Here is a 12,896-nt window from a genome sequence, read left to right on the forward strand (position 1 = left end):
ATCGTCCCACCTCCGCACAGTTGAGTAGGGCTATAAAAGCTGATGAAATCAGCCTAGTAGAGCCCACTCAACTACTGCGTCTTGCTCGACAATTCAAAGATAACTGAGAGGCTAGGACTTTTGTCCCAGCCTCATTTATTCTATTTAGATTATTTGTCTGTAAGAGCAGCCAATCCTGGAAGTTCTTTACCTTCAAGGAGTTCCATAGAAGCACCACCACCAGTAGAGATCCATGAGAATTTGTCTGCACGGCCAAGGTTGATCGCAGCAGCAGCTGAGTCACCACCACCGATGATTGATTTAACGCCTGGTTGTTTCACGATAGCGTCCATCACACCAATTGTACCAGCTTGGAAGTCAGGGTTTTCAAATACACCCATAGGTCCGTTCCATACAACTGTTTTCGCACCAGTCAATTCTTGGTCGAATTTAGCGATTGATTTAGGACCGATATCAAGACCAAGGAATCCTGGGTCTACTGCTTCACCTTCAGTGTCTTTCACTTCAGTGTAGTCAGCAAATGCGTTCGCTTCTTTTGAGTCAACTGGCAAGATCAATTTACCGTTTGATTTTTCAAGAAGAGATTTAGCAACATCCAATTTGTCTTCTTCTACAAGTGAGTTACCGATTTCGATACCTTGTGCTTTGTAGAATGTGTAAGTCATCCCACCACCGATAAGAACTTTATCAGCTTTTTCAAGCAAGTTTTCGATAACACCGATCTTGTCTGAAACTTTTGAACCACCAAGGATGGCTACAAATGGACGTTCTGGAGCTTCAACTGCTTCTTTGATGTAAGCAATTTCGTTTTCAAGAAGGAAACCAGCAACAGCTTTATCAACGTTTGCAGAGATACCAACGTTAGATGCGTGTGCACGGTGAGCAGTACCAAATGCATCGTTTACGAAAATACCATCTCCAAGTGATGCCCAGTATTTACCAAGTTCAGGATCGTTTTTAGATTCTTTCTTGCCATCAACATCTTCGAAACGAGTGTTTTCAACCAAGAGAACTTGTCCATCTTCAAGAGCGTTAACAGCTGCTTCCAATTCAGCACCACGTGTAACACCTGGGATAAATTTAACTTCTTGACCCAATTTAGCAGCCAAGTCAGCAGCTACAGGAGCAAGTGATTTACCTTCTTTATCTGCTTCTTCTTTTACACGTCCAAGGTGAGAGAAGAGGATTGCACGTCCACCTTGTTCAAGGATGTACTTGATAGTTGGAAGAGCTGCAGTGATACGGTTATCGTTAGTGATCACGCCATCTTTTACAGGAACGTTGAAGTCAACACGAACGAGAACTTTTTTCCCTTTCAAGTCAACGTCTTTAACAGTCAATTTTGCCATTAGATATGACTCCTTCTTTTTTTAATACATGATAATTATATCACAAAAGCTGTAAAAGAGGTAGAAAAATCCAATGCTTTTCCCCTCTAATTCACAGGATCCGAACGACACTTCTAAATACAAGATCAAACCTCTCTGGTTTTCACCAGAGAGGTTTTTTGAGAGTGACTTTTTAAGTGAACGAAAGAATCCTGTAAAAGACTTACTCTTCTTTCTTCTTACCAGCCAAGAGGAAGCCACCTAAGGCTGCTAGGAGAACAGCTTCAGCTGCAAAGGAAGCTTCTAGGCTTGCCGTATTTGGCAAGTGTTCCGATTGACTTTCTTTGCTGGCATCTTTTGTTCCTTGCTGAACTGTTGGCTGTGAGTTCGCTCCTTGGTGGGCACTTAACAACTGATGGATCTCTTGATCGACCATATCCTTGTGTTCTTCCTCCTGATGACCCGCTTGAGTAGAAGTCGTTGGGGCCAACTGATCCACTTGAGAAGACTCTGTAGGCTTCAATGGATTAGCTGGATCCGGAGTCACTGGGGCAGCTGGTTGGACTGGTTGATTTGGTTGAGCCGGTTGAACAGGCTGATCTGGTTTAGCAGGTTCTTCTGGTTGGATCGGTTGATCTGGTCCTTCCGTTTTTGCTGGCTTATAGACAATCGCATAGTGGGTAAAGTGAGGTGCTGTAAAGATGACTACATCTCCGACTCTCTCAAAGGCCAAGGATTGAGGAGCTTGACCTTCTGGGAAGAAGAGAACTTGCTCCACTTCTTTATCCTTATCCACAGGGATTTTCACAAGGGATGGATGGTGGGTATCAATATCTTGACCGCTGGCATCCACGCCTTCAATATCAAAGACGATTCCTTCTCGGCCCTTCAGCTCTTCTTTTTCTGCCTGATTGGCTTCAACTTTTGCGACTTTTAGTCCTTTGACAACGGTTGGCTCTAAGTTGGAGAATTGAACTTCGACTCCAGTCGCAGGGTCTACAAAGACCGCTGGCTTATCTTCTTTCAGGAGCGCAATCAAGGTCTCTAGACCTGTCTTAGCTGTTTCAAGCGCTTCAGGAGTGAGCTCTGAAGAAGCTAGAAGTTCTTTATTTTTCTCCAGAAGTGCCTGTAAAGCTTCACCAGAAGGGTGATTTGGCTTGCTTGCTAATAGAACAGTCGCTTCAGTTGCTAGGGCAGAGAGAGCCTCTTTTTCTTTGACTAGATTAGCTTGACCATCCAAGGATTTCAAGAGAGCGGTCAATTGGTTCAACTGCTCATTGACTTGATCTTGTGTGCTGGTATCATGCTCTTTCAAGACTTTTTCAGAAGCAGCCATTCCAGCCAGCAAAGCTTCTTTGACTTCAGGAGTCGCAAAAGTAAAGTCTACTTTGGCTTTTGCAGCTTCAGCTTCAGCCAATTTTTGCTTGAGGTATTCATCGTTGAGAGCTGGTTTTGGATTCACGAGGACATCAAAGCTTGTGCTAGCTCCTTTGTAATGGACGGTGATGGTTTGACGGCCTTCCTTATTCGTATCAAAGCCAGTCACTTCCACACCTTCATCTGTCAAGGCATGCGTTTCGGTCGTTTCATCTTCAAAGACAACTGTGAAGCGTCCGCCTTCTTTCTCCAATGCTTCTCCGACGATATATTCCACTTTTGGTTTGTCGGTCAATTCTAGACCAGCAACTGCTTTTTCACCTGCTTCTTCTGCACTGACCACAAAAACAGTGAGGGTCTTATCCAATTTCTGACCAAGGTAAGAGACTTCTAGGTGTTGTTCTCCCAGCTTGCTACTGTCAAACCCATGAATCTCTACACCTGAGTTGGTGAGGTTGACCAGTTGATCTGCTTGGCCATCTTTATAATGAACGCGGAGAGTCGCCCCTTTCAAGGAAAGGGCATCGCCTTCCCGGTAGACCTTCTTGGTCAATCCATCTTCAAATTGAAGTCCCGCAATTTCTTTATCATTCTTTGGAACTTCGATCGCCAAAACATTACTGATATCTTTACCAGGAACTTGCGCGCGATAGTAAAGAAGAGATGGAGTTGATTCAAAAGCGAGCGGTTTAAATATGAGATTTCCAGCTTGATCGGCTGTCATGGTCGCAATTGGACTAGTGGCTTCTTTATCGGCATAAAGAGTCAGAGTAGTATTAGCTGGGACATCTTTGAAACCGACTTGAACAAAATGATTACCTAGGTTTTGCGCTGCAGCATGTTTCATCGGGATGTTGACCGTTTCCGTATCCAGACTTTCATACATCTTCCAGTTGTAAATCCGGATGGCTTGCCATGGGGTGCCGTTATCTGCCGTAATGACATGGAGACGCCATTCTTGAGCCTTGATCGGATGATCAAGTGTAATGTCAGACACATGGGCTTTATTGCCACGAACTTCCTTGGCCAATTTCCACTCACCCGCTTCGTCCTTGTAGTAAAGGTCGAAGTCACGGGTATTCATCTTGCCATCATCGACAGATTCCCCACCCGCACCGGCATGGTCCATGACCCAACGAACAATGGTCCGTGGTTGTGTCAAGCGAATATCGACGGTTCCACTCAATTGAGCAGAGGACCATTTATCTGAAAGACTGGTAATGGTACCATTTAACATCCCCTCGATGCCTTCACTACCATCCGCATCTGGGAAGCTCGAACCGATCACTTTGGCTCCGATGACCACGTTTGGTGCTAGGGCTTTTGGAAGACTGGTATCTGACACGGTCATACCCCAATCAAAGGCCACAGTTCCTGCATCTGAACGTTGGCCGTTCTTCCCAACTGCCACAACCTTGAGGTCCTGAGTCGTTCCTTCAGCACTTGCTGAACGGCTAACTTTTGGTAGATAGACGGTTGTCGCAGAAGACCCTGTTAAAAGACGCCAGTTGTCGCCATCTTTTTCATAGACTTCATAATAATCCGCATCTGCTACCCCTTTAAAATTGAGGACTGCTTCTGCTTCTTGCGCATTTTGTAGGCGTTTTGCCCGAACGGATACTTCTGCTGGAGTAGCTGGTTTCTCTTGGTTGGACGTAATCGACAATTGGCCAAGATTAAATTTGTAGTCTTTGACATCCGTATCATGGTCAAAGAACATCTTCACAGCATAAATGGTCTTGCCAGCCAAACTTCCCAAATCAAAGGTTTGAGTAGACCAATCCGCACTCGGTGTCAATTCTTTCCATTCGTATTCAGAGTAGTCTTCTTTGGTGGCAACAGCTACCCAGGCAGCTGCTCCGACCCCACCTTTATGACTGACGCTCAATTTTGTCGTTTCTGTCACAGGAATCTTGGTCGAATAGAGCATGACATTTTGACTGCTATTGGCTTTTAAATCTCCTTCAAAGGCTAGAGAATTTCCTCCATTGTAGGCTTGATCAAAATCATAACGACCTTTCAATGGCGCACTATCCTCACTATGCTCTACCCACCAACGCCAGGTTGGAAGGTAGCCAGAAACAGAACGGTAGTTCCATTCCCCTTCTTTAGAAATCTTGCCATCGACAAACCAGTGTTTTCCGTGACCAGTATTGAAGGAAGTATTGAAATCTTCACTTGTAATAGGAGTTTTGTCCACTACTAGATTGGACATTCCATACCAAGATTGGTCTGCTGGTTTTCCTTTAGTCGGATCTCCTTGGAAACCTGTCCAGAATAGATCTTCATGGGTATGGTAACCTTCTCCCGTCTTTCCTAGCCCTGTAATCGTATCTGGCGCATAAAGACCAAGAGATAGACGCAGCTTGCCATGTTCATCTAAAATGGCATTCCAGTCTACATTAGTCTTATAAGAGCCTCCTTTTTGGAGCTCCAGTCCAGCTAGAACATCATAAGGATTCCGATGAATCCATTTGGCTGTACTGATGGAATAATCCACTTCTGATTTGCCCCAGTTAAAGTTAGCAAAGAAGGTATCCACTGGGTTTTCCCCATTTTCTGGCTGCATGAAATTGTAGTTGTATTCTCCCAGCGCATTCTCATGGTAACGGCCATATTCATAGGTCATAGCATCATACCAGGAATACTTAATCGGATAGTTCAGACTTTTCGCATATTCCTTGGTATAAAGAAGAAAATCTCTCAATTTTGGACCCAATGGTTCTACAAGATTTCCGGTCGTTTCTTGGTTGATAAAGTAACCATCAAAGCCATAGTACTTGGCAAGTTCGACTAATTTACGGGCGATCGGGAAAGTTTTAGAGCCTTCACTATCTTCTTTCAAGGTTTCTGCAAAATGTTCTTGATCCTTGATGCTGCTAGACCAGTTATAAAAGAGTGTTCCATAAATAGGAACCCCATTTCGGTGGGCTGCATCGATCACATCTGCTGATGGAACCAGTCCTTCCCAAAAGACCATGGAATCCAAATATTGCCAGTAATCAAAAGCATAGGCCTTAAACTCTTCCCCGCCGACAGACGCATGATCCTTGGCTTTGGAGTTCATGTTTGACAGCGCTTGGATCTTCGCTTCAGGGTTGGCTTGTTCATTAATTTGTTTCCCTTGAAAGCGGCTCGCAAGTGGAACGCTTGCTCTGTTCATATCGTCATCCACTCGTTTTCCTGGTTCCCACTTCAAGAGATCGTCCCAGGTATCGAACTTAACTTCTTTGGGTCTTAATTGTTTTTCTTCATTGGTTGGTAAATCGGCCACTTTTTCTGCAGCAGCTTTCGGTTTTTCAGTCTCTGAAACAGCTGGAGTATCTGTAGTTGTCGAGCTAGCTTCTGTACTTGTAGGACTAGCCTCCGGAGCGACCGCTTCTGCGACTGGTTTTTCCGTTTCTGCAGCAGGCAAGGCCGCATCTGCAGTATAGACGCCAGCTTCTCTCACTAGATGATTGACATCTTCTGTCGCTACTGAAGATGTTTCTAAGGGTTGTTCACTAGTAGAAACTGTCTCATCTGCAGAGACAGCTCCTGTTCCTAAAAATGCTAACCCAATCAATGCGGAGCAAACTCCCACACTGAATTTTCGTATACTAAATCGTTCTTTCTTTTCAAATAGATGACCTTTCATCTTGACCTCCTTGTATGGTTTTTTTCTTTTTCTTGAGCGATTTCCATTGGCTCCTTTCTCTACGAACTGTAATCGCTTTCATTTTATTGTATTAGAAATCTCCAATCAAGAATAGGATACCCTAATCTATTTAGCACTGTCAATCTATTTTGCCAATTCCTATAATATGATGAGAAAGCCCTAAAAAAAGTACAAAAAAAGAGGAGGTTTCCCTCCTCTCATCATACGCATGAATTATTTAGCAATTTTTGCGAAGTATTCAAGAGTACGAACAAGTTGTGCAGTGTAAGACATTTCGTTGTCATACCATGAAACAACTTTAACCAATTGTTTACCGTCAACGTCAATAACTTTAGTTTGAGTTGCGTCAAACAATGATCCGTAAGACATACCTACAACGTCTGAAGAAACGATTGGATCTTCAGTGTAACCGTATGATTCGTTTGAAGCTGCTTTCATAGCTGCGTTCACTTCATCAACAGTAACGTTCTTGTCAAGAACAACTACCAATTCAGTAACTGATCCAGTTGGAACAGGAACACGTTGTGCAGCTCCGTCCAATTTACCGTTCAATTCAGGGATAACCAAACCGATTGCTTTAGCAGCACCAGTTGAGTTAGGAACGATGTTAGCAGCACCAGCGCGTGCACGACGAAGGTCACCTTTACGGTGTGGACCGTCAAGGATCATTTGGTCACCAGTGTAAGCGTGGATAGTAGTCATCAATCCTTCAACAACACCGAAGTTATCTTGAAGAGCTTTAGCCATTGGAGCCAAGCAGTTTGTAGTACATGAAGCACCTGAGATAACTGTTTCAGTACCATCAAGAATATCGTGGTTAGTGTTAAATACGACTGTTTTAACATCTGATCCACCAGGAGCAGTGATAACAACTTTCTTAGCACCACCAGCATGCAAGTGTTTTTCAGCAGCTGCTTTAGTAGCAAAGAAACCAGTTGCTTCAAGAACGATTTCTACACCGTCGTTAGCCCAGTCGATTTGTTCTGGATCGCGTTCAGCAGAAACTTTAACGAATTTACCGTTAACTTCGAATCCACCTTCTTTAACTTCCACAGTACCGTCGAAACGACCTTGAGTTGTATCGTATTTCAACAAGTGTGCAAGCATAACTGGATCTGTAAGGTCGTTGATGCGTGTAACTTCAACACCTTCTACGTTTTGGATACGACGGAAAGCAAGACGTCCGATACGACCGAAACCGTTAATACCAACTTTAACTACCATTCGTGATTTCCTCCTTATGAAAATCAAAAAAATTTTTTGTGAAAAGAGTAACTTGACACAGCGCCAAACATCTTTTAACAGTCTCTATTATATACTTTATTGCATTAAAAAGCAACTATTTCCCAACGAAAAGCAAGATTTATCATAGATCACCACCTCTTTTATTAAAGTTTTTCACAAAGTCTTGATCGATAGGAAAAGCGCTATTTTACTTGTACTCACTTTTGGAACAAAGAAAAACTCTTCCCAAAGTGGGAAGAGTTTTTAAGCTTTGGTAAATTAAGCTTCACCTTTAGCTTTTTTAATGATTTCTTCTTGTACTGATTTTGGTACATCTTCGTAGTGGTCAAATACCATCATGAAGGTACCACGTCCTTGAGTTGCAGAACGAAGGACAGTAGCGTAACCGAACATTTCAGCAAGTGGCACATAAGCACGAACGATTTGGCTTGCACCGTGTGCTTCCATACCATCTACACGTCCACGACGAGCAGTTACGTGACCCATAACATCCCCAAGGTTTTCTTCAGGAACTGTGATGGTTACAAGCATCATTGGTTCAAGGATAGCTGGTTGTGCAGTCTTAGCAGCTTCTTTAAGCGCAAGAGATGCAGCGATCTTGAAGGCAGTTTCAGATGAGTCGACATCGTGGTATGAACCATCGTAAAGCTTAGCTTTCACGTCAACCATTGGGTAACCAGCAAGAACACCGTTTGCCATAGATTCTTGAAGTCCTTTTTCTACTGCAGGGATGAATTCACGTGGAACCACACCACCGACGATAGCATTTTCGAACTCGAATCCTTTACCTTCTTCGTTTGGAGTAAATTCGATCCAAACATCACCAAACTGACCTTTACCACCAGATTGACGTTTGAAGAATCCACGTGCTTGTGTAGAAGCGCGGAATGTTTCACGGTAAGATACTTGAGGAGCACCAACGTTAGCTTCAACCTTGAATTCACGTTTCATACGGTCAACAAGGACATCCAAGTGCAACTCACCCATACCAGAGATAACTGTTTCACCAGTTTCAGGGTTTGTTTCAACGCGGAATGTTGGATCTTCTTCAGCCAATTTTTGAAGGGCGATACCCATCTTGTCTTGGTCTGCTTTAGATTTAGGCTCAACCATCAATTGGATAACTGGTTCTGGAACTTCGATTGATTCAAGGATGATTTTTGCTTTTTCATCTGTCAATGAGTCACCAGTTGTAGTATCTTTCAAACCAACGGCAGCAGCGATATCCCCAGAGTAAACTGTTTCGATTTCTTTACGAGTGTTGGCATGCATTTGAAGGATACGTCCGATACGTTCACGTTTACCTTTAGAAGTGTTCAATACATATGAACCTGAGTTCAAGACACCTGAGTAAACACGGAAGAATGTCAAACGACCTACGAATGGGTCAGTCATGATCTTGAAGGCAAGAGCTGCAAATGGCTCTTCATCAGATGCTGGACGTTCTTCTTCTTCGTCTGTATCTGGGTTTACACCCTTGATTGCAGGGATATCAAGTGGGCTTGGAAGGTAGTCAAGGACCGCATCCAACATCAATTGAACCCCTTTGTTCTTGAAGGCAGAACCACAAAGTACTGGGTAGAACTCAACGTTGATTGTAGCTTTACGGATACCAGCTTTCAATTCTTCGTTAGTGATTTCTTCCCCTTCAAGGTATTTCATCATCAAGTCTTCATCAGTTTCAGCAACTGCTTCAACCAATTTTTCACGGTATTCTTGAGCTTGTTCAAGGTATTCAGCTGGAATATCTTCTTCAAGGATATCTGTACCAAGGTCGTTAGTATAGATTTCAGCTTTCATCTTGATCAAGTCAATGATTCCGCGGAAGTCATCTTCAGCACCGATTGGCAATTGAATTGGGTGAGCGTTTGCTTGAAGACGGTCATGAAGTGTGCTTACTGAGTAAAGGAAGTCAGCACCGATTTTATCCATCTTGTTAGCGAATACGATACGTGGAACTCCGTATTCAGTTGCTTGACGCCAAACTGTTTCAGTTTGAGGCTCAACACCTGATTGTGAGTCAAGAACGGTTACAGCACCGTCCAAAACGCGGAGTGAACGTTGAACTTCGATAGTGAAGTCCACGTGTCCTGGTGTGTCGATGATGTTTACACGAGTGTCTTTCCATTGAGCTGTTGTAGCGGCAGATGTGATAGTGATACCACGTTCTTGTTCTTGCTCCATCCAGTCCATTTGTGACGCACCTTCGTGAGTTTCACCGATTTTGTGAATCTTACCAGTGTAGTAAAGGATACGCTCAGTTGTAGTTGTTTTACCAGCATCGACGTGAGCCATGATACCGATATTACGAGTTTTTTCAAGTGAAAATTCGCGTGCCATGAGGTTTGTTTCTCCTATATTTTTTATTTCTATATTCTATTATAACATGATTTAATAAAAACGGATAGGCAGGACCTACCCGTTCTCAGTGTTTTCATGCTAAGTTTTGGTTCCAACTTGTAAGAAGAGTTGAATTGAACCCGGGCTAAAGTTAGTTAGCCGAGTTGAGCTCAATTGAACCTGGGCTAAAAGCTCAAGTTAACTGATTTGAAGCCGAGCGAGGCCCGGTGCAAAAAAGATAAACTGCTTTGTGTTCATCGAACACTGCATCAGTTTCCTATTTTTGCCTTGGGCCTTTGCCGCTCTTAGTATCATTTTATTACCAGCGGAAGTGTGCGAATGCACGGTTAGCTTCAGCCATACGGTGAGTATCTTCACGTTTCTTAACAGCTGCACCAGTGTTGTTCGCTGCATCCAAAATTTCTTTTGCAAGACGATCAACCATTGTGTGTTCACCACGTTGACGAGCGATTGTTACCAACCAACGAAGTCCAAGTGTTGTACGACGTTCTGGACGAACTTCAACTGGGACTTGGTAGTTAGAACCACCGACACGGCGAGCACGTACTTCAAGTACAGGCATGATATTTTCCATAGCTGTTTCGAATACTTCAAGAGCATCGTTTCCAGTAGCTTCTTTAATTTGTTCGAAGGCTCCGTAAACGATTGAAGCAGCTGTACCACGTTTACCATCAAGCATAACGCGGTTGATAAGACGAGTAACTAATTGTGAATTGTAAAGCGGATCTGGCAATACATCGCGTTTAGGCGCACGGTTTTTACGACTCATTTTTCTTTATCCCCTTTCCTTATGCTTTTGGTTTTTTAGTACCGTATTTAGAACGGCCTTGTTTACGATCGTTTACACCTGCAGTATCAAGTGCTCCACGGACGATATGGTAACGTACCCCTGGAAGGTCTTTTACACGTCCACCACGAAGAAGAACCACGCTGTGTTCTTGCAAGTTGTGTCCGATACCTGGGATATAAGCAGTTACTTCGATCAAGTTGCTCAAACGTACACGGGCAAATTTACGAAGGGCAGAGTTAGGTTTTTTAGGTGTCATTGTTCCAACACGAGTTGCAACACCACGTTTTTGTGGTGAAGAAACGTTTGTTTGAACTTTTTTATGACTGTTGTAACCAACGTTCAAAGCTGGTGATTTAGATTTTTCTACTTTTGATTTACGCGGTTTGCGAACCAATTGGTTAATTGTAGGCATCTACATTCTCCTGTGAAATTTTTTATTTTTGGTGATGGTACACTTGGTGACAGCTACCATCTGTGTGTACTTTTGCAACATTTGTCAGCACGTCCCTGTACACTCTTGAGAGACCAAAAGTAAAAAGTACCGTCTATTATTATAACATGACGGCACTTTGATTGCAAGATGTTTTTTTATTTTTTAAAGAAGTCGAAAAAGTTCATTATTGACCAGCTTCAGCAGGTTCTTCTGCCCCTGCATTTGCAGCCGGAGCATACTGTTGTTGCTGTTGTGGTTGAACTGTCGCATTGGCTCCAGCTACTCCGGCATTGGCATTAGCATTTGCGTTGGCATTAGCGTCTGTTTGAGTCTGCTGTGTTGCCGCTGTGTCGCTCTCATAGGTCAGTCCATAATAGTTAGCGATGTATTGGATACGGGCCTCAAGCGATTGCTTTTGAGTCGCATCTTTGACTTTCTTCACAGCAGCTTGGGCAGCGTTCACAGAATCTTGACTTGGCGTTGTTTCCATTTGAACGACTGCTTTTTCAGCAGCTTCTGTATTTTTCTTTTCTTCCTTCTTTTCTTTTTCTTCCTTTGTTTCCTTTTTCACTGGAAGGGAACCTGTTTTTTTAGCAGGTTGAATTTCTGTCGTTACCTGGGCAGCCGTATTCTTTTTAACGGTATACAAACCAGCTACCAAAATAAAGGATAGAGACAGAACTGTCACCAAGCGAATCCACAAAGGACTATTATCAAATCGATCTAAAATTCTTTTCACTTTTTGATCCTCCTTTGCTGCTCTTAATCAAAGATATTTCCAACTTCGACGCTCAATTTATTTTCTTTTACATCGATGTTGGTCACGCGCAATAAGGATTTGTGTTCAAAGAATTCCCGGTCAGTTGCAGCATTATCCGCAAAGACAGCTACTCCTGCTAATTCAGAATCGAATTCAGCCAAGAGACTGACCATTCCATTAATCGTTCCGCCACCTTTAAGGAAGTCATCGACAATCAAGACCCGGCTTCCTGCTTTTAGGCTCCGTTTTGAAAGGAACATTTTCTCAATACGATCCCCACTTGAGCCTGAAACATAGTTGACACTAACGGTTGACCCTTCTGTGATTTTCAAATCACGACGGACAATGACGAATGGAACATTCAAGACATTAGCTACTGCATTGGCTAGTGGAACTCCCTTGGTCGCTACAGTCATGACAGCATCAATTTTCTTATCTCGAAAGGCTTTGGCAATGATGCGGCCGATCCGATTCAAAATCTTTGGATTGCTCAAAAGATCAGACAGGTAAATGTAGCCACCAGGAAGGATACGATCACTTTCAGACAGCTGCTTGCAAAGATCCTCGACGATTTCTTTGGATTCTTGATCTGAGATAGACGGTGTAAAGATCACGCCTCCACCAGCTCCTGTAATGGTCTCAATATTTCCGATTTCCATCTCTTCAAACGCACGCTTAATGATCACGATATCTTCTGAGATGGAAGACTTGGCAGACTCATACTTTTCCGCAAACGTATTGAGGCTCGTCAATTCATAGGGATGGTTGATCAAGTAATTAGAAATCACGACCATCCGTTCACTTCTTCTTAATTTCATTTTCTCACCATGTAGTTTTTTCTATCATTATACCATAAGAAGCGAAAAAAACGAACATTCTGATTTACAGAAGGCCGTTTTTTCCTGATTATTTTATTTTTGGCAGAATCATTCCCGTATTTATCT

Annotated in this window: 8 protein-coding genes; all 8 read right to left on the reverse strand. The window is 43.1% G+C overall.

Annotated features, from left to right (window positions below):
* Nucleotides 1-149 precede the first annotated feature (149 nt).
* Nucleotides 150-1,349 carry a phosphoglycerate kinase gene (locus HMPREF2686_RS04665; protein WP_070449409.1) on the reverse strand — a complete coding sequence of 400 codons (1,200 nt, stop codon included), beginning with the start codon at nt 1,347-1,349 and terminating at the stop codon, nt 150-152.
* Nucleotides 1,350-1,551: 202 nt separating this feature from the next.
* Nucleotides 1,552-6,342 (reverse strand): endo-beta-N-acetylglucosaminidase, encoded by a 4,791-nt coding sequence (locus HMPREF2686_RS04670; protein WP_070449411.1) that lies wholly within the window; start codon nt 6,340-6,342, stop codon nt 1,552-1,554.
* 234 nt (nt 6,343-6,576) lie between these two features.
* Complete coding sequence (gene gap, locus HMPREF2686_RS04675; protein WP_003003093.1) at nt 6,577-7,587, reverse strand: type I glyceraldehyde-3-phosphate dehydrogenase; 1,011 nt, start codon at nt 7,585-7,587, stop codon at nt 6,577-6,579.
* Nucleotides 7,588-7,866: 279 nt separating this feature from the next.
* Entirely contained in the window at nt 7,867-9,948 is a 2,082-nt protein-coding gene (fusA, locus tag HMPREF2686_RS04680; RefSeq protein ID WP_003003071.1) for an elongation factor G, read from the reverse strand.
* Nucleotides 9,949-10,267: 319 nt separating this feature from the next.
* On the reverse strand, nt 10,268-10,738 hold the full coding sequence (gene rpsG / locus HMPREF2686_RS04685) for a 30S ribosomal protein S7 (RefSeq protein ID WP_003003105.1): 471 nt from the start codon (nt 10,736-10,738) through the stop codon (nt 10,268-10,270).
* Nucleotides 10,739-10,757: 19 nt separating this feature from the next.
* Nucleotides 10,758-11,171 (reverse strand): 30S ribosomal protein S12, encoded by a 414-nt coding sequence (gene rpsL, locus HMPREF2686_RS04690; protein WP_003003125.1) that lies wholly within the window; start codon nt 11,169-11,171, stop codon nt 10,758-10,760.
* Nucleotides 11,172-11,376: 205 nt separating this feature from the next.
* Nucleotides 11,377-11,931, reverse strand: a complete 555-nt coding sequence (locus HMPREF2686_RS04695; protein WP_049506569.1) for a hypothetical protein — start codon at nt 11,929-11,931, stop codon at nt 11,377-11,379.
* Nucleotides 11,932-11,954: 23 nt separating this feature from the next.
* Nucleotides 11,955-12,770 (reverse strand): pur operon repressor, encoded by an 816-nt coding sequence (gene purR / locus HMPREF2686_RS04700; protein ID WP_003012466.1) that lies wholly within the window; start codon nt 12,768-12,770, stop codon nt 11,955-11,957.
* Between the last annotated feature and the right edge of the window lie 126 nt (nt 12,771-12,896).

The organism is Streptococcus sp. HMSC057G03 (assembly GCF_001808745.1).
Classification (GTDB): Bacteria; Bacillota; Bacilli; order Lactobacillales; family Streptococcaceae; genus Streptococcus; species Streptococcus parasanguinis_Z.